Origin of the sequence: Nocardioides sp., assembly GCF_030019515.1 — a bacterium.
In the GTDB taxonomy this organism is placed as follows: domain Bacteria; phylum Actinomycetota; class Actinomycetes; order Propionibacteriales; family Nocardioidaceae; genus Nocardioides.
In genome coordinates this window covers 68,349-91,374 of the sequence record NZ_JASEEQ010000009.1, presented here as the reverse complement: position 1 = coordinate 91,374, position 23,026 = coordinate 68,349, and the positions used below count along the sequence as shown (strand labels likewise).

General features: G+C 71.0%; 22 protein-coding genes and 1 pseudogene. 11 read left to right on the top strand and 12 right to left on the bottom strand.

Annotation, left to right across the window (positions count from 1 at the left end):
* Window positions 1-149: 149 nt before the first annotated feature.
* A pseudogene (locus QMC84_RS13995) lies at window positions 150-614 on the top strand (methylmalonyl-CoA mutase family protein); the annotation flags it as partial.
* Window positions 611-1,111, top strand: coding sequence for a thioesterase family protein (locus QMC84_RS13990; protein ID WP_300375523.1), 501 nt, complete (start codon window positions 611-613; stop codon window positions 1,109-1,111). The pseudogene QMC84_RS13995 and the gene QMC84_RS13990, both read left to right, overlap by 4 nt.
* Window positions 1,112-1,217: 106 nt before the next feature.
* Here QMC84_RS13990 and QMC84_RS13985 read toward each other — a convergent pair whose 3' ends face one another.
* Window positions 1,218-1,385, bottom strand: a complete 168-nt coding sequence (locus QMC84_RS13985; protein WP_300375521.1) for a hypothetical protein — start codon at window positions 1,383-1,385, stop codon at window positions 1,218-1,220.
* Between the two features lie 91 nt (window positions 1,386-1,476).
* On the opposite strand from QMC84_RS13985, the gene QMC84_RS13980 reads away from it, so the two are divergent.
* Window positions 1,477-1,830, top strand: coding sequence for a hypothetical protein (locus QMC84_RS13980; protein WP_300375519.1), 354 nt, complete (start codon window positions 1,477-1,479; stop codon window positions 1,828-1,830).
* Window positions 1,831-1,929: 99 nt separating this feature from the next.
* Here QMC84_RS13980 and QMC84_RS13975 read toward each other — a convergent pair whose 3' ends face one another.
* The gene (locus QMC84_RS13975; protein WP_300375742.1) at window positions 1,930-2,823 is read right to left on the bottom strand and encodes a LysR family transcriptional regulator; all 894 of its coding nucleotides are present in this window, start codon (window positions 2,821-2,823) and stop codon (window positions 1,930-1,932) included.
* 216 nt (window positions 2,824-3,039) lie between these two features.
* On the opposite strand from QMC84_RS13975, the gene QMC84_RS13970 reads away from it, so the two are divergent.
* The 6 genes from QMC84_RS13970 to QMC84_RS13945 all read left to right on the top strand — a co-directional run bounded on the left by QMC84_RS13970 (window position 3,040) and on the right by QMC84_RS13945 (window position 9,447).
* The gene (locus QMC84_RS13970; protein WP_300375517.1) at window positions 3,040-4,515 is read left to right on the top strand and encodes an ABC transporter substrate-binding protein; all 1,476 of its coding nucleotides are present in this window, start codon (window positions 3,040-3,042) and stop codon (window positions 4,513-4,515) included.
* An 82-nt stretch (window positions 4,516-4,597) separates the two neighbouring features.
* Window positions 4,598-5,611, top strand: coding sequence for an ABC transporter permease (locus tag QMC84_RS13965; RefSeq protein WP_300375515.1), 1,014 nt, complete (start codon window positions 4,598-4,600; stop codon window positions 5,609-5,611).
* Window positions 5,612-5,613: 2 nt separating this feature from the next.
* Window positions 5,614-6,510, top strand: coding sequence for an ABC transporter permease (locus QMC84_RS13960; protein ID WP_300375513.1), 897 nt, complete (start codon window positions 5,614-5,616; stop codon window positions 6,508-6,510).
* Entirely contained in the window at window positions 6,507-7,478 is a 972-nt protein-coding gene (locus QMC84_RS13955) for an ABC transporter ATP-binding protein (protein WP_300375511.1), read from the top strand. The genes QMC84_RS13960 and QMC84_RS13955 overlap by 4 nt, the downstream gene beginning before the upstream one ends.
* Entirely contained in the window at window positions 7,475-8,290 is an 816-nt protein-coding gene (locus QMC84_RS13950; protein ID WP_300375509.1) for an ABC transporter ATP-binding protein, read from the top strand. Before QMC84_RS13955 ends, QMC84_RS13950 begins: the two co-directional genes overlap by 4 nt.
* Window positions 8,287-9,447, top strand: coding sequence for a serine hydrolase (locus QMC84_RS13945; protein WP_300375507.1), 1,161 nt, complete (start codon window positions 8,287-8,289; stop codon window positions 9,445-9,447). The genes QMC84_RS13950 and QMC84_RS13945 overlap by 4 nt, the downstream gene beginning before the upstream one ends.
* A gap of 30 nt (window positions 9,448-9,477) precedes the next feature.
* Here QMC84_RS13945 and QMC84_RS13940 read toward each other — a convergent pair whose 3' ends face one another.
* Genes QMC84_RS13940 through gabT form a run of 3 tightly spaced genes read right to left on the bottom strand, consistent with a single transcriptional unit; the run spans window position 9,478 to window position 13,504 of the window.
* Window positions 9,478-10,884: an NAD-dependent succinate-semialdehyde dehydrogenase gene (locus tag QMC84_RS13940; RefSeq protein ID WP_300375505.1), complete on the bottom strand. Its 1,407-nt coding sequence runs from the start codon at window positions 10,882-10,884 to the stop codon at window positions 9,478-9,480.
* Complete coding sequence (locus QMC84_RS13935; RefSeq protein ID WP_300375503.1) at window positions 10,881-12,152, bottom strand: Glu/Leu/Phe/Val dehydrogenase; 1,272 nt, start codon at window positions 12,150-12,152, stop codon at window positions 10,881-10,883. The genes QMC84_RS13940 and QMC84_RS13935 overlap by 4 nt, the downstream gene beginning before the upstream one ends.
* Complete coding sequence (gene gabT / locus QMC84_RS13930) at window positions 12,149-13,504, bottom strand: 4-aminobutyrate--2-oxoglutarate transaminase (RefSeq protein ID WP_300375501.1); 1,356 nt, start codon at window positions 13,502-13,504, stop codon at window positions 12,149-12,151. The genes QMC84_RS13935 and gabT overlap by 4 nt, the downstream gene beginning before the upstream one ends.
* Window positions 13,505-13,578: 74 nt before the next feature.
* Between gabT and QMC84_RS13925 the strand changes: the two genes are divergently transcribed.
* Complete coding sequence (locus QMC84_RS13925; protein ID WP_300375499.1) at window positions 13,579-14,475, top strand: LysR family transcriptional regulator; 897 nt, start codon at window positions 13,579-13,581, stop codon at window positions 14,473-14,475.
* Window positions 14,476-14,628: 153 nt separating this feature from the next.
* Window positions 14,629-15,633 carry a TIGR03617 family F420-dependent LLM class oxidoreductase gene (locus tag QMC84_RS13920; RefSeq protein ID WP_300375497.1) on the top strand — a complete coding sequence of 335 codons (1,005 nt, stop codon included), beginning with the start codon at window positions 14,629-14,631 and terminating at the stop codon, window positions 15,631-15,633.
* Window positions 15,634-15,736: 103 nt separating this feature from the next.
* On the opposite strand, the gene QMC84_RS13915 is transcribed toward QMC84_RS13920, so the two are convergent.
* From QMC84_RS13915 to QMC84_RS13885, 7 genes are all read right to left on the bottom strand, one after another.
* On the bottom strand, window positions 15,737-16,366 hold the full coding sequence (locus tag QMC84_RS13915) for a hypothetical protein (protein ID WP_300375495.1): 630 nt from the start codon (window positions 16,364-16,366) through the stop codon (window positions 15,737-15,739).
* A gap of 61 nt (window positions 16,367-16,427) precedes the next feature.
* Entirely contained in the window at window positions 16,428-17,327 is a 900-nt protein-coding gene (locus QMC84_RS13910) for an LLM class flavin-dependent oxidoreductase (RefSeq protein ID WP_300375493.1), read from the bottom strand.
* A 110-nt stretch (window positions 17,328-17,437) separates the two neighbouring features.
* Window positions 17,438-20,023 (bottom strand): M12 family metallo-peptidase, encoded by a 2,586-nt coding sequence (locus QMC84_RS13905; protein ID WP_300375491.1) that lies wholly within the window; start codon window positions 20,021-20,023, stop codon window positions 17,438-17,440.
* A gap of 71 nt (window positions 20,024-20,094) precedes the next feature.
* On the bottom strand, window positions 20,095-20,769 hold the full coding sequence (locus QMC84_RS13900) for a dihydrofolate reductase family protein (RefSeq protein WP_300375489.1): 675 nt from the start codon (window positions 20,767-20,769) through the stop codon (window positions 20,095-20,097).
* A complete protein-coding gene (locus tag QMC84_RS13895) occupies window positions 20,766-21,278 on the bottom strand; it encodes a hypothetical protein (protein WP_300375487.1) in 513 nt (170 codons plus the stop codon). Before QMC84_RS13895 ends, QMC84_RS13900 begins: the two co-directional genes overlap by 4 nt.
* The gene (gene folP, locus QMC84_RS13890) at window positions 21,275-22,138 is read right to left on the bottom strand and encodes a dihydropteroate synthase (protein WP_300375485.1); all 864 of its coding nucleotides are present in this window, start codon (window positions 22,136-22,138) and stop codon (window positions 21,275-21,277) included. The genes QMC84_RS13895 and folP overlap by 4 nt, the downstream gene beginning before the upstream one ends.
* Window positions 22,135-22,992 carry a glucosyl-3-phosphoglycerate synthase gene (locus QMC84_RS13885; protein WP_300375483.1) on the bottom strand — a complete coding sequence of 286 codons (858 nt, stop codon included), beginning with the start codon at window positions 22,990-22,992 and terminating at the stop codon, window positions 22,135-22,137. The genes folP and QMC84_RS13885 overlap by 4 nt, the downstream gene beginning before the upstream one ends.
* Between the last annotated feature and the right edge of the window lie 34 nt (window positions 22,993-23,026).

The following is a 23,026-nucleotide window of genomic DNA, read 5'->3' as shown; positions in this document are numbered from 1 at the left end:
CCAGGCGAGCAGCTAGCCGCCGGCGGGGCGCGCGACCCGTCCTCAGCCGGGCGGGCTGTGACAGGATGCACGTCACTGTCACACGCGAAGGAGACCCATGCGCGCGCACCGGTCAGGGTCCCCGCTGGTGCTGCTGGTCGGCGTCCTAGGGGTCGCTCATCATCGATCAACTCACCGATCTGGTCGAGGAGGCGGTGCTGGTCGAGTTCGACCGCATCTCCGAGCGCGGCGGCGTGCTCGGAGCGATGGAGACGGGATACCAGCGCGGCCGGATCCAGGACGAGTCGATGCTCTACGAGCACCGCAAGCACGACGGCTCGCTGCCGATCATCGGGGTCAACACGTTCCGTGCACCTGACGCCACCACGGCCAGGGGATCGATCGCGCTCGCGCGGGCCACCGAGGCGGAGAAGCGCTCGCAGCTCGACCGCGTCCGCCGGTTCCAGGCCGAGCACAGTGAGGAGGCACAGGACGCACTGGCGCGCCTTCGCCAGGCGGCCACGTCGGGCGAGAACATCTTCGCGGTCCTGATGGACGCAGCCCGCGTCTGCTCGCTCGGACAGGTGACCGACGCGTTCTGCGAGGTCGGCGGCCAGTATCGTCGCAACGTGTGAAGCCAATCCACCCGACCTATGACCAGCTCGTCGGCCTGCCGGCGTACGCCGAGCAGCCGGTGCCGGTGGCCTTCGAGGACGTCAACGGGCACCTCAACGTGCGCCACTACACCGGCATCGCCAGCGAGGGCCTCGACGAGTCGCTGGTCGAGCTGGGGATCCCCCAGAACTGGCCGGCCGCGGACGGGCACGCCTGCTTCTCCGCCGAGCACCACCTGACCTACCTCACCGAGCTGCGCACCGGCGACCGGATGTCGGCGCGGGTGCGGCTGCTCGGCCGATCGCAGCGGGCGGCGCACGCGCTGGTCTACCTGCTCGACGACACCCACCAGCAGCTGAGCTACGTGATGGAGGAGGTCTTCCTCCACATCCTGATGGACACCCGGCGTACCGCGCCCTGGCCCGACGACGTGGCCGCCAACCTGGACAAGCGGATCGCCGAGGACGCCGACCTGCCGTGGGCGGCGGCGACCTCGGGCTGCCTGGCGCTGCGCTGACCCGACCCGACGAACGCGAGGACCGTGCGCTCGTCGCCGTGGATCGAGACTCGTCGACGATGGTGGTCAGACCCGGCTCGCTGCCAAGCGCAGTCGCGAGGCTGCGTCACCACTCGAAGTGGATGCAGCCGCGGCGTTCCGGCCGCGTCGCGTCGCGTCGCGTCGCGTCGCGTCGCAGGGCAGGGTCGAGACCGACGGTGTCCCGGCACATCACCTGCGCCATGTAGGACGCGGTGCGGCGTAAGACGTCGGTGGTCGTGCCGAGGGGAAGCATCGAACGGGTCTCCGCGATGGCCTCTTGCTCGCCCGCTCGCAGGACGACACGAGCGCGTGGAGACACGGCGCTGGCGGCGACTGCGGCCGCGATGTTGTCCAGCTCGTTGGAGCCGACGGGCGAGCGCCAAGGAGCGGTCGAGCCGGACACGTGGACGTCCCTGCGCACCGGCAACTCCACGACCGGTCAGCCCTTCGCCGGGTACGGCATGTTCTGGACCCTGGCCAACGCCTACGACGCCGCGAAGCTCGAGGTGGTCACCGGCTCCGGGACGACGACCCTCGCGACCTGGTCCAACCTGAACAAGGCTCCGGGCTACCAGCTGAGGACGTTCAACCTGGCGTCGCACCAAGGCTCCTCGATCACGCTGCGATTCACTGGCGTCGAGGACTACTCACTCCAGACGTCGTTCGTGGTCGACGACGTCACGCTCAACGTGTCCTAGCGATCCAGGACCGACAGACCGCCGAGAGGGGCGGCGCCGGGCCCAGCGGCCAGCACCGCCCTCTCGGCGTCCCAGCAGGCGCCAGTGCCCCCACCGCCCTCAGCCAGCGGGTACCCCACCCCGGCCATATCTTTGTGATGTGAAGGCGCGCAGGTCGCCCACCGTCGCATCAATGTCCGCCGCGGCGTAGTGCTCGGGATCCCACGCCGCATAGATGGTCACGGTCAACGGGTCCCCGTTCACCAGGACCAGCGCCTTCGACAAGCCGTACCGCGGATCGTCAGAAGTGACACATACGCCCCGCCCCGCCGCGGCCAGGGCCTGCCCCAGGCGCGGCGCCCGGGTCTGGGCCACCGAGTCGTAGGTGAGGCCGCGGCTAGATGCCGCGGCGTCGAACGCCCTGCGCACCGCGTGCGCCGCGTCGAGGTGGACCAGCGGGTACCGAACCAGGTCCACCAGATCGACGTGCGGCGAGTCGGTCAGCTCGTGATCAGGGGGCATCTGCGCCCACACGTCGACATGGATCAGGACCTCGGCGTGCAACGACCGCATCGGCACCGACGTGCCAAGGCCGAAGTCGGCGTCGCCCCTGGTCACCGCCCGGTACACATCTGCCGGCAGTGTCTCGACCACGTTCGCCACCGAGACGCGACCGCCGGTGGCGATGAACGGCGCCACGATGTCGTTGATCGTCGTCGTCGGCGCGGCAACGACCAGATCCGGAGCGCTACCAGCGCGGATGGCTGCGGCCATCGTCTCCGCCTGAGCGGCACGTGCCAGGAGATCACGAGCGATGGGAACGAACTGTCGCCCGGCCGTGGTGAGCACCAGTCGCCGGTCCAAGCGGCTGAAGAGCTGCACGCCCAGGTCGGTCTCGAACCGGCGCAGCTGCCGCGACAGAGACGGCTGTGCGACGAACAGCTGCTTGGACGCCGCGGTCACCGACCCGGTGTCGACGATCGCGAGGAAGTACCGGAGCAGGCGCAGATCCACAATGCCTCCCAGGCATGACCAAACGGACTTCTCAAGTATTGGACTGCATGTGACGCGGACCCCAGAATGACGGTCACGCAAGTCCTGCACAAGGGAGACCCCGTGAAGAACCGACGCATCGTCGCAGCCCTCATCTCGGCCGTGGGCCTGCTTTCAGTAGCTGCATGTTCGGGTGGGAGTTCGGCGGACAACGGGGACGGAACGGAGAGCACAGCCGTGCTCACCGTCGCCTCCTCGGCCTCCGTGACGACCTGGGACCCGGTCAAGTCCTTCTCGACCGAGGCCATGTACATGGGCAATCTCTACGAGCCACTGCTGTGGAAGAACCCGGCGGGAAGCGCCGAGGAGTACACGCCGGCCCTGGCCACCGACTGGAAGGTCTCCGGCGACGGCCTGACCTGGACCTTCAGCATCCGCGACGGCGTGACGTTCCACACCGGGGAGGCCCTCGACGCCGAGGCGGTGAAGAACAGTCTCGAGGCCGCCAAGGACCACGGCGGCGCATCCTTCATCTGGGCGCCAGTCAAGAGCATCGCGGCTCCAACGAAGGACCGAGTCGTCTTCGAGCTCGAGTACGCCGCCCCGGTCGACCTGATCGTCTCCTCCACCTATGGCGCGTGGATCGTCGCGCCGTCCGCACTCAAGGCTGTGGGCCAGGACGACAAGTACTTCGAATCCGGGGTCGACGCCGGCACCGGCCCGTACACCCTGGAGTCCTACACGCCCGGCGAGAAGGTCGTGCTGAAGAAGTTCGACGACTACTGGAACTCCGACGAGCCAGCCACGTACGAGACCGTCGACATCGCCATCACCGCCGACGCCGTGACCGCGCAGCAGATGCTCACCGCGGGCGAGGTCAAGTACTCCACCCAGATCCCGCTGGAGAACATCGAGTCATTCGAGAACGACTCGAGCTACACCGTGAACGTCTCGAAGTCCCCGTTCAACTTCGTGGCCTTGTTCAACACCACCCGGCCGCCCCTCGACGACCCTGCCGTCCGGCAGGCCCTGTCCTACGCCATCCCCTACGACGACATCATCGCCGTCGGCGCCCAGGGCTACGGAACGCAGAGCCACGGCCCGGTGCCGGACGGCATCTTCCCCTACTCCGCCGACGTCCCGCAGTACACCCAGGACCTCGACAAGGCCCGCGAGCTGCTGGCCGGCGCCGGCCACCCCGACGGCGGCTTCGCACTGACCTTGACCTACGCCTCCGAGAACTCCGCCGAGAAGCGGTTCGTTCCGCTGATCAAGGATGCGTTCGCCCAGGTCGGGGTCGAGGTCAAGGTCAAGAGTCAGCTGTTCAACCAGCAGTGGGAGGAGGCCAAGGCCGACCCGGCGAACGCCCAGGACATCTTCGTCCTCTACTACTGGCCGACCTACAGCGACGCCGGGTCCGACAACCTCTACTCGCTGTTCCACTCCTCCGACGAGCCGTTCTTCAACCTCAGCTACTGGAAGAACGACCAGTACGACCAGCTCATCGACGAGGCAGGAACGTACACCGCGACCGACCGGGACAAGGCCCAGAGCATGTACGAAGAGGCTATGGGCATGTTGTACGACCAAGCCCCCGGCGTGTTCCTCTACGACGCCCAGGCCGTCAGCGTCGTGCCCCACGGTCTCGAAGTCCCCGCGGCCAACGAGAACTACCCGTTCACCACTTTCTTCTCGCGCTTCAAGCCATCCTGACCCTGACGTGGCGGGCGTCGGCACCCCTGATGGAGGCCGACGCCCACCATGGTCAGGTACGCGCAGCCACCAGAAAGAGCTCATGACCAAGTTCATTGCCAAGCGGGTCTTCGCCTCGGCCGTCGTCATGCTCACGATCACGGTGCTGACCTTCCTGATGGCGCGCGTCGTGCCTTCCAACCCCGCCGTCATCTACGCCGGCCCCAAGGCCTCGCCCGAGACACTCGACCGGATCCAGTCCGAGCTCGGACTCGACAAGCCCCTGCTCGTGCAGTTCTTCGACTACCTCGGCGGCCTGCTCCACGGCGACTTCGGCGATTCCCTCGCAACCAAGCAGTCGGTCCTCCCCGACCTGCTCGAGCGTCTGCCAGCCACACTCGAGCTCATCGCCACCGCAATGACCATCGCCACCGTCCTCGGCGTCGCGCTCGGAGTCCTGGCGGCACGTCGCCGCAGCGGCGCGCTCGATGGCAGCATCCGCTTTCTGTGCATCGGCGGAATCTCGATGCCCGCGTTCTGGCTCGGTCTCATCCTGCAGGTGATCTTCGTCGGCAAGCTCGGCGTCCTGCCCGCAACCGGCCAGTTCAGCACAGAGATCACCTACTCGAACCCGCTCGAGACCATCACGCACTTCGCCCTCCTCGACTGTGTCCTGACCGGAAACTGGGTCGCGCTCCAAGATGGTCTCGAGCACCTCGTCCTCCCGGCGGTCACCCTGGCCGCCTACCCACTCGGGCTGATCGCCCGCATGACGAGGGCATCGATGTTGGAGTCCCTCGACCAGGACTACGCCCTCACCGCCCGGGCCTACGGCTTGAGCCCTCGGAGCATCGTCTGGAGACTGACCTTGAAGAACGCCCTCTCCGCGCCGTTGACGATCATCGGGCTCTCGGTCGCCTACATGCTCACCGGAACCTTCTTCGTCGAGGTCGTCTTCAACTGGCCCGGTCTCGGTCAGTACGCCACGCAGGCGATGCTGGCCGTCGACTACCCGGTGATCATGGCCATCACCCTCCTCGGTGCGGCCGGATACCTGCTCACCAACTTCGCCGTCGACCTCCTCCAAGCGAAGCTCGACCCCCGGACCCGGAGCTGACCATGGCCCACGTGCTCATCGATCCGCCAGCCGCGTCGCCGTTGCCGCCGACGCCGCGGCACTCGCTGCTGCGCACGCTCCTCCGCGACCGTCTCGCTCTGCTCGGCGTGGTACTCGTGGTCGCTCTGGTCCTCGTCGCCATCCTCGCGCCCTGGCTCGCGCCCTATCCCGGCGAGGGCCGCGGCACCGCCAACGTCGATGCCGCCGATCTGGCACCCAGTGCCGCCCACCCGTTCGGCACCGACGAGCTCGGACGGGACATGCTCAGCCGGATCCTCATGGGCACCCGGCCCGCACTACTGATCTCGATCTCCGTCGTCGCCGTCGCCGCTCTCATCGGGGTGCCGCTCGGCGCCATCGCCGGCTACCGCGGTGGCTGGATCGACGAGGCGCTGATGCGAGTCACCGAGGTCTTCCAGTCGTTCCCACCCCTCCTGCTCGCGATGGTCGTCGTCGCGCTCCTCGGCCCGGACCTCAAGAACGCGGCCCTCGCCCTCGCCGTCTCGTGGTGGCCCTGGTATGCCCGACTGGTCCGCGGCGAGGCGAGATCCCTCAGGGAGCGCCCCTTCGTCGCCGCAGCCGAGGCGATCGGAGTCCCGTCCCGGACCATCCTCCACCGCCACATCATCAAGAACTCGATGACTCCCGTTCTCGTGCAGGCGACCGTCGACGTCGGCACGGTGGTCCTCGCTGCCGGCTCGCTCGCCTTCATCGGCCTCGGCGCCCAGCCACCGGCACCCGACTGGGGGCTGATGGTCGCTGAGGGCCGCAGTCAGCTGTTCACCTCCTGGTGGGTGTCGACCTTCGCCGGGCTGGCGATCTTCGTGACCGTCCTGGCGTTCAACCTGCTCGGTGACTCGCTGCGCGACATCCTGGACCCCCGGAAGGCGGAGCGGTGACGACGGCACCGGCACTCCTCCAGGTGCGCGACCTCCAGATCGAGTTCACCGACCGCGGCCGCGTCACCAACCGGCCCGTGCGCGGCGTGCAGCTCGAGATCGGCAGCCGGGAGGTCCTCGGCGTGGTCGGAGAGACCGGGTGCGGCAAGTCGATCACCGCGAACGCCATCCTGGGCACCCTCCCCGAGCAAGCCCGTGCGACCGGCCGCATCGAGTTCGCCGGCGTCGAGCAGCTCTCCCTGCCGGAGAGGGAACGAGCCGTGAACCGCGGTGACGCCATCAGCATTGTGTTCCAGAACCCGGGCACCGCGTTCAACCCGGTGTTCCGCCTCGGCAACCAGATGCGCATGGTCCTGAGACGCCACCGCGGGCTTCGCGGCAGGGCGGCAACGGCGATCATCGCGGAGCGGCTCAGCGATGTCGGGCTGACCGATACCCAGCGCGTGATGAACGCCTACCCCCACGAGCTGTCCGGCGGGATGCTGCAGCGAGTCATGATCGCCATGGCGCTGCTGTGCGAGCCACGACTGCTGATCCTCGACGAGCCCACCACCGCGCTCGATGTCACCGTCGCGCGCCAGATCCTGCTGCTGATCCTCCGACTCCAGCACGCACTCGGGTTCAGCGTCCTGCTGATCACCCACGACCTGGGCGTGGTGAAGGCGACCTGCGATCGCGTCGCCGTCCTGTACGCCGGGCGCGTGGTGGAGACGGGTCCTGCCGACGCGGTCCTCAAGACGCCAAAGCATCCCTACACGCAGGGCCTCGTCGGCGCCCTGCCCGGGCAATCGGGTGGCCGACTCCGCTCGATCGAGGGCCAGGTCCCGGCCAACTTCCTGGGGATCCAGGGCTGTGCCTTCGCCGACCGGTGCTATGCGGCCATCGACACCTGCCGTCAGGTCGACCCCGACCTCCGACCGGTCTCGACGACCCACGAGGTGGCCTGTATCCGAGGAGGCGAGCTGTGAGCGCCCTGGTCTCGACGAGCAGCCTCGTGCACGAGTTCACGTCGCACCGTTCCTCGCACGTAGCACTCGATCACGTGACCGTGGAGATCGAGAAGGGTACCTCACTCGGGGTCGTCGGAGAGTCCGGCTCCGGGAAGACCACTCTGGTCCGGTGCATCCTCGGCCTGCTCCGCCCTACTGGCGGCTCCGTCAGGTTCGACGGCGCCGAGGTGGCGCGGATGTCCACCAAGGAGCTCCGAGCGATGCGCCGACGCGTCGGGATGGTCTTCCAGAACCCGGTCATGGCCCTCGACCCGCGGATGACGGTCGAGGAGAGCATCGCTGAGCCGCTTCGCGTGCACACGCGCCTGCGCGGGGCCGACCTGCAGCGTGCGATCGGGGAGGCCCTGGACGCGGTGGCCCTCCCCCAGGCGCACCGAACCCGCCTGCCCCACCAGCTGTCGGGCGGTCAGTGCCAACGGGTCGGGATCGCGCGTGCGCTCGCCACCCACCCCGAGCTGGTGATCCTCGACGAGCCGACGTCGGCTCTCGACGTGTCCGTTCAAGCACAGATCCTGAACCTGCTGACCGACCTGAGGGTCGAGCGCGACCTCACGTTCGTGATGATCTCCCACTCCCTCGACGTCGTCCGATATCTCTCCGACGACGTGGTGGTGATGCTTCAGGGCCGGATCGTCGAGGAGGGCACGGCCGCCGAGGTCCTCGCAGCGCCTCAGCACGAGTACACGCAGAACCTCGTTGCCGCCTGTCCAACGGTGGAGAGCGACAGTCTGCGCTTCGCACTACAGAGTCGAGAGGAAACCAGCAAGTGAGCCGCATCCCCGGCTACGGCGTGGACCGAGCGTTCGCGCCTGGAGAGGTCAACCTCAGCAACTGGCAGGACCCGCCCTGGAACACGTGGGGATTCGGGCACATCTCCGAGATCGTGCCCACGGCGGTCGTGTCGCGGGTCGCCGAGGCGGACCGAGTGGCCGACGCCCCGATGGAGTGCTCCGCCGAGCCGGTGTTCGCCGAGCTCGCCGGCGCGACGGCTGCCCGATCTGTCGTCGTCCTGCGACAGGGCAGCCTCGTGGGCGAGTGGTACGGGCCCGGGATGGGTCCGACCTCCCGGCACGCCCTCATGTCGGTGTCGAAGAGTCTGTGCGGGCTCCTGATCGGCCAGTTGGTCGGACAGGGGCTCCTGCAGGAAGACTCGCTCATCGGCGACCTCGTGCCGCGGTTGAAGTCCTCGGCGTTCAAGGACGCCACGGTCCGGGACGCCCTGGACATGAAGGTCGCCGTCGACTACGACGAGACCTACCACGACCCCGCGGCCCACGTCGCACAGCAGGACCGGGTCGCCGGGTGGCGGCCTCGGCACGCCGGCGACCCGGCCGACACCTATGAGTTCCTGACGACCCTGCGCCAGGCCGGCGACCACGGGCAACGGTTGCAGTACTGCTCGGCCACCACGGACGCCCTGGCTTGGGTCGTCGAGTCGGTCACCGGCCAGCGATACCACCAGGTCCTCTCATCGCAGCTGTGGTCGCGGCTGCCGACCGAAGACGATGCCGGAATCACCGTCGACCCGGGCGGCTTCGCGTTCGCGAACGGCGGCGTCACGTGTACGTCGCGTGACCTCGCGCGCTTGGGCCAGCTCGTCCTCGACCGCGGTGCCGTGGACGGCCGACAGGTGGTACCGGAGTCGTTCGTGGCCGACCTCTTGGCGGGCGGCGACACCGAGGCCGCGGCCGGCAGTCACTTCCAGGCGGTCCATCCCCGCGGGAGCTACCGAAGCCAGTGGTGGGTCACCGGAGACGACCACGGCGCGATCTACGGCGCGGGCATTCACGGACAGTACCTGTGGGTCGACCCCTCCGCGGACGTCGTGATCGCGAAGTTCGGCGCCCACCCCGAGGCCGTCTCAGCCGAGGCACTGGAACGGAACTCGGCGTTCATGCGGTGGCTCGTGTCGCAGCATCGGAGGTGACCCCGCACGCGACGCGGCCGCCCGGTCCGGTCAGCCGGGCCAGTCGACGCTGAGGTACTGCATCTCCTGGAACTCGCGCATGCCTTCGCGTGCGCCCTCGCGGCCCAGGCCGCTCTGCTTCACGCCGCCGAACGGTGCCGACGGGTCCGAGACCAACCCGCGGTTGACGGCGACCATGCCGGCCTCGACCCGCTCGCCGAGCGCGATTGCCCGGCCGAGATCGCCGGCGAAGACGTAGGCCGCAAGCCCGTACTCGCTGTCGTTGACCTGGCGCATCACCTCGTCCTCGTCGCGCCACACCACGACCGGGGCGACCGGGCCGAAGATCTCCTCGCGCAGGATGGTCGCGTCAAGGGCGACCCCGGCCAGGACGGTGGGCGGGTAGAAGTAGCCCGGCAGGTCCGGTGCCGACGCCTGGTGGGAGACGCGTGCGCCTTCGCGGACGGCCAGGTCGACCGCCTCGGTGACCCGGTGGAGCGCGCTCGCGCTGATGAGCGGACCGATCGCGGCCCCATCCAGTGCCCGGCCCACTGACAGCTTCTCGACCTCGGCACCGAATCGCGCCAGGAAGTCGAACGCGACGTCTGCGTGCACGTAGATCCGGTTCGCTGCCGTGCACGCCTGCCCGCCGTTGCGGAACTTCGCGACCATGGCCCCAGGGACTGCCACATCGAGGTCGGCGTCCGCGGTGATGACCACGGGCGCGTTTCCTCCCAGCTCCAGGGAGGAGTTGAGAACCCGGCCGGCCGCCTGCCGAAGGAGGGTCCGACCGACGGCCGTGGACCCGGCGAACGAGACCTTCCGGATGCGTGGGTCCTCCAGCCACGCCGAGACGACGCCGGCGGCGTCGGTGGTCGTGACCACCTCGACCGCGCCATCAGGTGCTCCGGCGTCGGCGAGCAGCCTCGCGACAGCGAGTGCGGTCAGCGGAGTCTCGGCGGCCGGCTTGAGGACGGCGGTGCACCCGGCCGCCAGCGCCGGCGCGATCTTGCGCGTCGCCATGGCCGCAGGGAAGTTCCACGGCGTCACGAGCGCGGCCACCCCGACGGGACGGTGCGTGACCAGGGTGCGGACCCCGCCGCCCGGCGCCTCGCCGTACTCGCCCCCCGGCCGCACCGCTTCCTCGGAGAACCACCGGAAGAACTCCGCGGCGTAGACGACCTCGGCGGTAGCGTCCGTCAGCGACTTGCCGTTCTCGCGCGCGATCAGCTCGGCGAGCTCCTCCTGGTCACGCAGCATCAGCTCGTGCGCCCGGCGCAGGACGGACGAGCGCTCGCGGGGCGCGGTCCGCGACCAGGCCGGCAACGCGGCGGCAGCCCGATCGACAGCGGCCCGAGCCTCGGCGACCCCCAGGTCGGGTACCTGGGCGATGGCCTCGAGGGTGGCCGGGTCCTCGACCGTGAACGTGGGGCCGGCGGCGGTGGATGCAGCGGTCACGGATAGAGCCCTCTCTGTCGGTGAGCCTCGGCGACGCGTCGTACGGCCAGGCAGGTGGCAGCGGCACGCAGCTGGAGGCGTCGTTCGTCGGCCTCGGTGAGTACGTGCTGCCAGGCGTCGGTCATCCGCTCGGTCAGCCGTGCCTCGACCTCCGCCTGGCTCCACCAATAGGCCTGGTTGGCCTGCACCCACTCGAAGTAGGAGACGACCACGCCACCCGCGTTCGCGAGGATGTCCGGCACGACCAGGACGCCTCGCTCCTGCAGGATGCGGTCGGCCTCGGTGGTCGTCGGGCCGTTGGCACCTTCGACCACCAGCTGGGCCCGGACCGCACCCGCATTTCCGGCATGCAGGACGCCTTCGACTGCGGCCGGCACGAGCAGGTCGACATCGAGCGCGAGGAGAGTGTCGTTGTCGATCACGGTCCCGCCGCTGAAGCCGGCGACGGTGCCCGCCCGGTCGACGTGCGTCTCGAGCGCCGAGATGTCGAGGCCGTCAGGCTGCCAGACCGCCCCATGTTCGTCGCTCGTGGCCAGTACCTGCACTCCGTTCTCGGCGAGGTAGCGGGCGGCGCCCCGCCCGACCTTGCCGAAGCCCTGCACGGCTGCGGTGGACCCGACGGGGTCGAGCCGGAGGTGACGCAGCGCCTCCAGGGCCACATGGACGACGCCGAGCGACGTGGCGGTTGCCCGGCCGTGCGAACCGCCGAGGCTGACGGGCTTGCCGGTCACCGCCCCTAGCACCGTGTGCCCGTTCGCGACGGAGTAGGTGTCCATCATCCAGGCCATGGTGTTCTCGTCGGTCCCGATGTCCGGGGCGGGGATGTCGCGCGTCGGACCGATCAGCGGGAGGATCTCGGAGGTGTAGCGGCGGGTGACCCGCTCGAGCTCGGCCGACGAGTAGCGGCTCGGGTCGATCGTGACTCCACCCTTCGCGCCGCCGTACGGCAGATCCATCAGCGCGCACTTCCAGGTCATCCACATGGCCAGGGCACGGACCTCGTCGAGGTCTACGTGCGGACTGAATCGCAGTCCCCCCTTCGCCGGGCCGCGCGAGAGGTTGTGCTGGACGCGGTGGCCGGTGAGCACCTCGACCGAGCCGTCGTCACGACGAAGCGGAATGCTGACCGTGACTTCGCGCCGCGGCGCCGCGAGCAGCTGTTCGGTGCCCTCGTCGTAGCCCAGGATCTGGCACACCTCGGCAAGCTGTTCGATCGCGTCGTCGAGCGGGCCCCGCGTCGTCGAACGCGCCTCCCCGGCCAGCGTCATCGCACGCCTGCCAATGCTGCCGCCAGCACGTCCAGCCCGTCGTGAAGGAGAGCATCGGAGATGGCCAACGGAGGCAGGAGGCGCAGCACGTTGCCGTAAGTGCCACACGTCAGGACGATCACGCCCTGCTGGTGCGAGGCTGCGGCGACGGCCTTCGCCAGCTCCGGGTCGGGTACGTCGGTGCCGGCGTGGACGAGCTCGACGGCGATCATGGCGCCCCGCCCACGGACGTCGCCCACGCGGCTGTCCCGCCCTTGGATATCGCGCAGCCGGGCGAGCATCAGGTCCTCGATCTCACGGGCGCGGCCCACCATGCCTTCGGCCTCGATGGTCTCGATGGCGGCCAGGGCGGCGGCGCAGGCGAGGGGGTTCCCGCCGTACGTACCGCCCAGCCCGCCGATGTGGACGGCGTCCATGATCTCGGCACGGCCGGTGACCGCGGACAGCGGCAGTCCGCCGGCAATGCCCTTGGCGGTGACGATCAGGTCGGGAACCACGCCTTCTCGATCGCACGCGAACAGGTCACCCGTGCGGGCGAAGCCGGTCTGCACCTCGTCCGCCACGAACACCGCGCCGTTCTCGCGGCACCAGGTGGCGAGCGCGGGCAGGAAGCCACCCGCGGGCTCGATGAAGCCACCTTCACCCTGGATGGGCTCGATGACGACCGCGGCCACGTGAGCGGCACCGACCTGCTTCTCGATGATGTCGATCGCCTGGAGCGCGGCGAGCACCCCGTCCCTGTTCCCGTCGCGGAACGGGTAGGACAGAGGAGCGCGGTACACCTCGCTCGCGAACGGCCCGAAGCCGTGCTTGTACGGCATGTTCTTGGCGGTCATCGCCATCGTGAGGTTGGTGCGCCCGTGGTAGGCGTGGTCGAAGACGACGACCGCCTGGCGCCCGGTGTGCACCCGGGCGATCTTGACCGCGTTCTCGACCGCCTCGGCTCCGGAGTTGAACAACGCGGTGCGTTTGGGATGACGCCCCGGGGTGACCCGGTTGAGCGCCTCGGCGACGGCGACGTACCCCTCGTAGGGGGTGACCATGAAGCAGGTGTGCGTGAACGCTGCAGCCTGCTCCTGTACCGCCGCGACGACCCGCGGCGCACTCGCGCCAACGGTGGTGACCGCGATTCCGGAGCCCAGGTCGATGAACTGGTTGCCGTCGACGTCGACGACGATCCCGCCGCCGGCGCGTTCGGCGAACACAGGCATCGTCGTACCGACACCCGCGGCCACGGCCCCCAGCTTCCGGGACATCAGCTCGAGCGAACGGGGTCCAGGGATCGAGGTGGCCAACAAGCGTTGCTGGGACAGCGGCTGCCGGTTGGCCAGCTCGGAGGCGAAGGCGCTCATGCGCCCAGTGTCGGGAGCCCCAAGATATGCTGTCCAATACCTATTTTGCGCAAAACCAATGCATCGGAGGCATAGTGCAGCTGCGGCATCTCCGCTACTTCGTCGCCGTCGCCGACGCTGGAAGCGTGAGCGCGGCCGCCGTGCGGGTCCACGTGACTCAACCAGCGCTGTCGCGCCAGCTCCGTCAGCTCGAACGGGATCTCGGAGTCGTCCTCTTCGACCGCAGCGCCGGCAGGCTCACGCTCAGCCGAACGGGACGGGCCCTGCTGCCGGCCGCCCGCGAGCTCCTCGGCTCGGCCACCGCGCTGGAGGACCGGGCGCTGTTCCACGCCCGAGGCGGTCTCGAGAGGCTCACGATCGCCGCGCCGACCGTCACGCTGACCGATGTGGTCTCGCCGTTCGTGGCGACGATGGCCGCCGATGACCCGGTGATCGACGTCCGGCCCGGCGACGGACAGACGACTGCGGCGATGCTGGCGGACGGTGCAGATCTCGCCATCGGGACGCAGACGCCGCGCGCGCCGCTGGCTCACCGAGTCCTCGCCACCTTGCCGGTCTGGGCCTACGTCCGAGCCGACGACGAGTGGGCGCGACGCGATCGCGTCTCGCTCTCCGCGCTCCTGGACCGGCCCTTGGTGAGCGTCCCCACGACGTTCTCCGCACGCGAAGCGCTCGACACGGCGGTTGCCGCACAGGGCGCGTCCTACTCCGCGCTCGTCGAGGCCGCCAACGGCACGATCGCACAGGCCCTCGCTGCCACCGGCCGCGGAGTCGCCGTCGTCTCCGACGATCCTCGGTTCGACCTGACGCCGATCGCGGTCGACGTCGCCGACGACGTGCTCGCCTTTCGACTCGTCGCCGCGTGGGATGCTCGCGTCGCGGCCGCGGACTCGTTGGCGGACCTCGCCGAGCGGTTGAATGCGTGGATCGCTGAGCGATACCAGCCACCAGCGACGCACGTGCGGGGCTGAGCCTGCCGTGCCGTCCCGCCCTTGGAGCCACCGACGCGACGCGAGCTGGCTCGGCGGCTACCAGGTCGAGAGTGCCTAGCGCCGCCCTTCACCAGGGCCGAGCCTGCGGGCGGGTCGGCGCGCCCACCCGGGCAGGTCCGCCAGGATGGCGGCATGCTGCTCGACGTCCAGCTCGACGCCCGTCCCGACCGGGCCGCCGAGCGCGCCCGTGAGCTGACCGGGGCGGGGGCGGCCGGGCTGTTCACGTTCGAGGGTCCGCACGACGTGTTCCTGCCGCTCGCGGCCGCCGCGGGGGCGGTCGAGACCGACCTGATGACCAACGTCGCGATCGCGATCCCGCGCAGCCCGATGCACCTCGCGCACACGGCGTACGACCTGCAGCTGCTCTCCCGTGGCCGCTTCCGCCTCGGGCTGGGCTCGCAGGTCCGCCCGCACATCGAGCGGCGGTACGGCGCGACCTGGAGCCGGCCGGCCGCGCGGATGCGCGAGACCGTGCTCGCGGTCCAGGCGATCCTGCGGTCCTGGCAGGACGGCACGCCGCTGGACTTCCGCGGCGAGTTCACCCAGCACACGCTGATGCCACCGACGTTCGTGCCCGGCCCGAACCCGTACGGCGTGCCGTCGGTGCTGCTCGGCGCGCTCGGGCCGGTGATGACCCGGACGGCCGCGGAGGTCGCCGACGGGCTGCTGGTGATGCCGTTCCACAGCCACCGGCACTTCCGCGAGCGCACCCTGCCCGCCGTCGACGAGGGGCTCGCTCGTGCGGGACGCAGCCGCGCGGACCTCGCGATCCTGCCGCAGGCGATCGTCGCGATGGGCCGCACCGACGAGGAGCTGGCTGCGGCGACCTCGGGGGTGCGTGGGCTGCTCGCGTTCTACGGCTCGACCCCGGCGTACCTCCCCGTCCTCGAGGTCGAGGGCTGGTCCGACGTCCAGCCCGAGCTCAACCGGCTCTCCAAGCAGGGCGAGTGGGCGGCGATGGTCGGGCTGGTGACCGACGAGATGCTCGAGACGCTGGCCGTGCGGGGCACGCCCGAGGAGTGCGCCGCGGAGATCCGCCGCCGCTTCGGCGACGTCGCCGAGCGGGTGTGCTGCTACTTCCCGGGGTACGACGCGCCGCTCGACCAGGTGGCCGACCTGGCCGCGGCGCTCGCCTGAGCCCCGCGCTGGTGGGCGGGCCAGCGGTGGCCAGGCAACCGAAACCGACCCACCCACGGTTGCTGGCACACCGCCCGCCCGCCCGACCGGCCACGCCGCGACGTCAGTGCGGCCGGTGCTGCCGCTGCGGCGACGCGGCGTGGATCGCGACGCCCGCGAACCCGATGAGGAGGAGCAGGATCGTCGCCTTCGAGAGGTACTCCGGCAGGACGCCGGAGATCGGGAACGACAGCGCATGCAGGATCAGCGCGGCCGGGATCCAGCGGGGGACGGTGCCGGCGCGCAAGAGGGCCAGGCCGAGCAGCATCTCGCCCAGGTACAGGCCCGCGATCCAGGTGTAGAGGAAGACCGCGAGGCCGGCCTCGTGGGCGATGTCGTCGATGTTCTGGCCCCGGAGCGCGTCGCTGATGACCAGCGACCGGAAGAACGCCATCAGCATCGCGAAGCCCGCGGTGCCGATGAACCCGATCTCGAGCACGATCCCGCTGATCATGCCGAGCACCCAGCCGCGCCGGTCGAACAGCGACAGGACCGCCGGCAGCCCGAGGGTCAGGCCGATCGAGGAGATGAAGAAGATCACCGCTGCGGCCAGCCACTGGCCGCCCTGCTGCTGGACGATGCGCAGGGTGTCGGAGGTGTCCTCGGACGCCGGCAGCAGGAACGCGCCCAGGCAGAGCGCCAGCGCCCCGGTCACCAGCAGCGCTGCCGAGACCGGCAGCCAGTCCATCCGCACGAGCACACCGTAGGGCCTCCGGCCCGCCGCAGCTCCCGAACGTCCACAGCGGCCCCGACAATCACCCGATCAGGTGAGCGACCCGGTGCACCTGGTCCAGGTCGGAGCCGGTCGGGATCAGCTGCACCTCGTCCGCACCGAGGTCCGCGATCCGCCGCAGCGTCTGCCGCAGCTGGTCCGGCGTCCCGGCGAAGCCGGCGGTGGCGGCCATGGCGTCGACGATCTCGACCGGGATCCAGTTCAGGTAGTGACGCAGGTGCCGGTGCACCTGCTCGCGCGCGCTCCCGTCCCCATCGTCGAGCGCGAACCAGAACGACGTCGTCAGCCGCGGCGCGGGCCGCCCCGCCTCGCGCCACGCGTCCCGGGTCAGGGCGAAGACCCGCTCCATCTCGGCGAGGTCGACGTCCAGCGACATCCCGGCGAGGCCGTCGGCCCAGGCGGCGGCGCTGCGGATGGTGCGCGGACCGAGCGTCCCGACGAGGAGCTCCGGCCCACCGGGCCGGACCGGCGGCGGCCCGACGGGTCGTACGGCGTCCACCACGCGCTCACCGCCCCACACCCGGCGCAGCACCGCGACCCGGTCGGCCAGCTCGGCCATGGTCCGGGTGCCGAGCTCCGCGCCCGCCGCCCGGTAGTCCTCCTCGCGCCCGCCGACCCCGAGCCCCACGGTGAGCCGCCCGCCGCAGAGCCGGTCGCCGGTGGCCAGCGCCTTGGCGAGCGGGACCGGCTCGTGCAGCTGGGGCACCACGACGGTCGTGACGACCCGGACCCGCGATGTCCAGGCCGCGACCGCGCCCAGCAGCGTCAGCGCGTCCGGGTTGTCGAAGGCCATCCGCTCGCCGAAGCACACCGAGGAGTACGGGCCCTCGTCGATCGCCCGGGCCCACTCCGCCAGCGTCTGCGCGCCTTCGGCGTCCCACAGGTCCGGCTCCATCACCGGCAGCGTCATGCCGACGTCCACCCGCCCACCTCCGTCCTGGCTCGAGTCCCCCTGCCGACCCTTCCGGCGCACCTGACGTACCCGTTGCGTGGGAGCGGTCCCAGACCGCGCGAGCGTCAGGGACGATGCAGCTAGCGGATCCGGAAGGAGTGGTCGCTGAGGTCGAAGAAGTAGTTGCCGACCGCCTCGATCTTCAGCCGGGCCTTGCCGGTGCGCACGTTCGGGATGCGGACCCTGGCCCGGCCGTCGTTGGCGGTCGTGGCGAGCACGTTGCGCCAGGTCCGGCCGTTGTTGGTGGACAGCACGATCCGGACCTTCCCGGCCAGCTTCTTCGTGCCGTTGACCTGCCAGGTGATCGCCTTCCTCCTGCCGCCGTCGACCGTGCCGCCCGTCGCGAAGGAGGTCACCAGGAACGGCCCGGCGGTGCGGTCCACCTGGAGGGTGACCTCGTCGAAGCCGATCCCGCCGCCGCCCGCGACCTGGTCGCGCGCGGTGAGCCGGAAGTGCATCGGGCCGCGGTAGTCGGAGGTCGGCAGGAACTCCGAGTAGCAGTCCCGCGGCCGCGGCCTGACCGGGACGTAGCTGTCGGGGTCGGCGGCCGGGACCGAGGGGCACCGGCCGCTCTTGGCGTTGGTGTTGCCGGCCAGGATCTGCGCGAGGTCGGGGAAGGTGCGGGTCCGGCCGGCCGCCGTGGCGGTGTTCTCCCCCGGCGAGTGGTACTGGAGCGTGCCGCGGTCGGTGACGTTCGCGAACGTGCCGAACACCCGGAACAGCGGCCCCCACGGCTTCCGGTTGCTGACCAGGGCGGTGCCCGCGTGGCCGCCGGCGTCGTCGTTCTGCTCCCAGATGTAGACGAGCGGGTCACCGTCGGGGTCGGTGCCCGAGCCGGTGAGCGTGAACGGCGTGCGGGTCGGGATGGTCCGGCTCGCGGGCGCGGTCACCACCGGGTCGTGGTTGTCGGTCGGGTTGATCGCGAAGCCGTGGTTGCCGGGCGCGCCGCCCTTCGCGGTCTCCCCGACGAACGCCGTCACGCCCGCCGACGGCGTGGTGACCTGCAGGTCGTCCATGTCCGCACGGTCGCTGTCCGCCGTGTACGGGTCGGCGTCGGCGGCGAAGATCACCTGGAAGCCGGTGTCGTCCGGCGCCGTCAGCGGCGCCGGATAGGTCGCGCTGCTGGCGTACGGGTCGTAGCCCCAGCCGGTGACCGTGACGTTCTCGCCGGTCAGGCCCTCGACGGCCGCCTCGATGTTCGCCGCGGTGTACGTCGAGCCGCGGGTCAGCGTGACCGGCGCGCCGCCGCCCGGGTAGCCGATCATGATCGACTCGCCGTCGGTGTCGAAGCCGGTGAGCGAGATGTTCTGCACCTCGACGGGCGCGGGCGCCGTACCCCCGGTGTAGGCGTTCACCTCGTCCAGCGTGCGCTGGGAGAAGTACGGGTCGGTGTGCGGCTGCAGGTCGTCCTGCAGGCAGATGCCGGCGTAGGCCATCACCGAGGAGCCGGAGCCCGGCTCGACCGACGTGCCGGCGTTGCGGTTGCCGCCCGAGCAGGCGTTCTGGACGCCGTTGAACGTGTGGTTGCCGCCGAACTGGTGGCCCATCTCGTGCGCGACGTAGTCGATGGCCATGAAGTCGCCGGTCGGGTCGGGCAGGCCGGTGCAGCCCAGGCCCTTCTCGATGCTGCCGACGACGCCGAGGCCGGCGAGGCCGCCGCCGTTGACGCCGAGCATCAGGTGCCCGATGTCGTAGTTGGAGGCGCCGATGAGCTGGCCGAGCACGGTCTGGTTGCGCACCAGGCCGGGGACGTCGCAGTACTCGAGCTGGCCGGGGACGTAGTCCGGCGAGCCGGGGTCACCGGACGGCGGGTCGAAGCACGGGTGTGCGCCGCACGGGCCGTTCGGGCCGGACGCCTTCGCCTCGGTGTCGAGGTTGAGGTCGTCGGTGCCGTCGACCAGGACCATGTTGACCGCGAGGTCGTCGTTGTAGATCTGGTTCACGCGGTTCATCAGCGTGACCTTCTCGGCGGTCACGTTGGCGCTGCCGAAGTACGACGCGTACGTCGGGTCGCTGACCAGCGCGAGCCGGTAGACCCGCTGCTCGACGCTGTCACCGCCCGCCCGGCGCTGGCTGCCCCGCTGGGCGATCGACCGCTGGACGTCCGGCAGCTCCCGTTCGGCGACCCGCTCGGTCTCGCGGGGCAGGCTGCCGCCGTAGTAGCTGAGGTGCTCGGTGGTGCCGGGCCGGTTGTACGCCGGGTCGACGTACCACGCCGTCTGCCCGCCGGACCGCACCGAGGCGTGGAAGCCCATCGGCGTCACGTCCATCGCGATGGTGGTGCCGGGGTGGTCGAGCGACCGGCCGGCCCAGGTGGCGATCTCCGGGTGTGCGGCCGCCAGCCCGGCCTGCATCAGCTGGGTGCGCTGGACGGCGAACCGCTCGGTGCCGCCGGCCGGGGTCGGCACCGAGAAGACCGTCGCGCCGGCCGCGCCGGCCTGCGGGGCGCCGCGCAGTGCCGCGCGCACCAGGCCGGTGTCGACGCGGACGGCGGCGTAGTGGTCGGGATCGACCCGCACCCGCGGCCCGGTCGGCTCGAACCCGCGCAACGACCGGTAGATCGCGTCGTTCGGCGCGGCGGTCGCCGGGGCGAAGGCCATCGGCAGCACCGCCGCGCCCAGGGCGAGCGCGAAGAGAGCGGCGAGGATCCGGGACGGGCGCGGCATGGGAATCTCCCTCGGTGAACCGCGACCCCTGGGCAGGTGCGGTTTCCCGCAGCCTAAAGGACTCCGGCCGGTCAGGTGAGCCAGCGGGCGAGGAGGGTGTCCTCGTCCTCCAGGAGCAGGTGCAGCCGCAGGGGTACGTCGATGGGCGGGCCCTGGACGATCCGCGGGTGCTCGCCGGCCACCAGCCGCGGGACGGTGGTCGTGCACAGCTCGTCGGCGACGCCGGCGGCGAGCAGGTCGCGCAGCAGGTGCGGGCCGCCCTCGCAGAGCTGGCTGGTCCAGCCGCGATCGACCAGCACCTGCTTGAGCAGCGGCAGGTCGACCCGGTGCGACCCGAGCACCAGCACCTGGTCGGCGCCGAGCACATCGCGGGCCCGGTCGATGTGCTCGGCGGCGCCGCAGGTCGCCATCAGTACCGAGCCGGGCGGCGCGTCGCGCAGCCCCTCGGGTACGTCGCCCCGGCGGCTGACGAGCACCAGCGGCCGGTCGGCGACGTGGTAGCCCTCGGCCCGGGCCGTCCCGGCACCGACGACGATCACGTCGGCCGCCGCGCGGAGCTGGTCGAAGACCTGCTTGTCCACGGCGTTGTTGATCGAGCCACTGGTGCCGGTCTCCCCGGTGGCGGCGCCGTCCACGGTGCCGACCATGTTGACCCGCAGCCACGGCGTGCGCGGAACGGCGTACAGCTCGGCGAGGCCGGCCTCCGCGATGGCGTCCCCGCTGCCGGGACCGACGAGCACCCTCATGTCTGCCACCTCAGCACCCAGTACTGCACCCCGAACGGGTCGTCGTCGTAGTCGACCTGAGCCGGGCCGAGGTCGCCGAGGTCGGCCATCCGCTCGATCCCGGTGACGCTGGCCCAGAGCTCGGCGGCGAGCCGGGCGTCGACCTCCGGCCGGCCGGCGCGCAGCGAGGCCCCCAGCGCCTCGTCGAACGCGGTCGCGCGCCCGTCGAGGAACCCGGGCGCCTTCTCGGTGCGCCTGGCGCTGCCGTTGCCGACGACGAGGACCCGGGCCGGCGGTGCGCCGGCAACCACTCCACCCCCGGATCCGGTTGCCGGCGCACCGCCGGCCTGCGCCTGCGTCAGCAGCGCCCGGGCCACCCGCTCCCCCTGCGGGTCGGCGAGCACCACCGGGTCGGCGCCGAGCCAGCCCACGGCCGCCACGCAGGCGGCGCGCAGCTCGGCGACCGGGTCCTCGAGGCCGGCGTACTCCGGCAGCAGCGCGAGGACGCCGGGGACGAGCACGACTCTCATTGCAGCCCCCTGATGGCGCGCTTGGGCGGGCGGCGGCCGGCGATCGTGTCGACCATGTCGACGGTGTGCCGGGTCTCGACGACCTCGTGCACGCGGTAGATCCGGGCGCCGGCGAGGGCGCAGACGGCGGTAGCGGCCAGGGTGCCGGTGAGCCGCTCGCCGACCGGCAGGTCGAGGCTCTCGCCGACGAAGTCCTTGTTGGAGAGGGAGACCAGGACCGGGTACCCGGTCGCGACCAGCTCCCCGAGCCGGCGGGTGACCTCGAGGGAGTGGAAGGTGTTCTTGCCGAAGTCGTGGGCCGGGTCGACGACGACCGAGGCCGGGTCGACGCCGGCGGCGATCGCCCGCTCGGCGTACGCGACCGTGTCGGCGATCGCGGCGGCGACCACGTCGTCGTACTCCATCCGGTACGGACGGGTCCGCGGCGTGACGCCGCCGGTGTGGGTGCACACGATCGCGGCGCCGGCCTCGGCGGCGGCGTCGACGAGCTCGGGGTCCGCGCCGCCCCAGGCGTCGTTGATCAGGTCGGCGCCGGCGGCGCAGACGGCGCTGCCGACCTCGGCGCGCCAGGTGTCGACCGAGATCACCAGGTCCGGGAACGACTCGCGGACCCGGGCGACGAAGTCGACGACGCGGGAGCGCTCCTCGGCGACGCCGATCTCGACGCCCGGCGCGGCCTTGATGCCGCCGATGTCGACGATCTCGGCGCCCTGGGCGGCGACCAGCGCGACCCGCTCGAAGGCCTTGTCCTCCGCCCAGGTCGCGCCCTTGTCGTAGAAGGAGTCGGGGGTGCGGTTGACGATCGCCATCATCAGCGTGGCGGTGTCGGGGAACTCGTGGCGGCCGAGCCTGAGCGTCATCGCAGGCTCACCGCCGGCGGTCGCTCCTCGGCCGGGCCGGTGCCGGCGGCGGTGGGGGTGCCGACCCGGGCCAGGGCGGCCGCGAGGATCTGGGTGGCCATCCCGCTGAGGTCGCGCAGCGACTGGTGCCGGTGGGCGCGGGTCCCGAGGTCGACCTGGGCGACCGCGTCGAGGCCCCGGCTGCGCAGGGTGTCGACGAGGGCGGCGAGCTCGACTGCGTATCCGGTCGGGACGCTGAGCTGCTCGAACAGCTCGCGTCGTACCGCCCACTCGCCCGCCAGCGGCTGGTGCAGACCGGCCAACTCGGGGAACAGCAGCCGGATCAGCGGCCGGGCGACCAGCTCGGTGACCCGGCCGCCCTCGAACGGCACGGCGGAGTCCCCGGAGAGCATCGGGCGCTCGTAGAAGCCCTTGACCAGCGCGACCTCGGGACGCGTGAGCAGCGGGCCGAGCAGGCCGGGCACGAAGTGGGTGTCCCAGTCGAGCAGGTCGGCGTCCATGAACACGATCACGTCGCCGGCGGTGACGAACTGCGCCTTCCACATCGCCTCACCCTTGCCGGGGACGCTGCCCAGGTCGGGGCGGATCTCCGCGGCGCGGTACACCACGGCGCCGGCGTCGGTGGCGACCTCGTAGGTGTCGTCGGTGGAGTCGGAGTCGATCACGACGATCTCGTCGAGCAGGGCCACGGTGTCGACCAGCGCCTCGCGGACCCGGGTCACCACGTCGCCGACGGTCGCGGCCTCGTTGCGGGCGGGGACCACGAGGCTGACCGGGTGCCGCTTGGCGGCCATCAGGTCGGCGAGGGTCCAGTCGTCCCAGTGATGGGTGTTCCTCTCGCCCCAGGCCGACACGTGGTCGAGAGTAGCGACCGTCGGCGATCTGCCC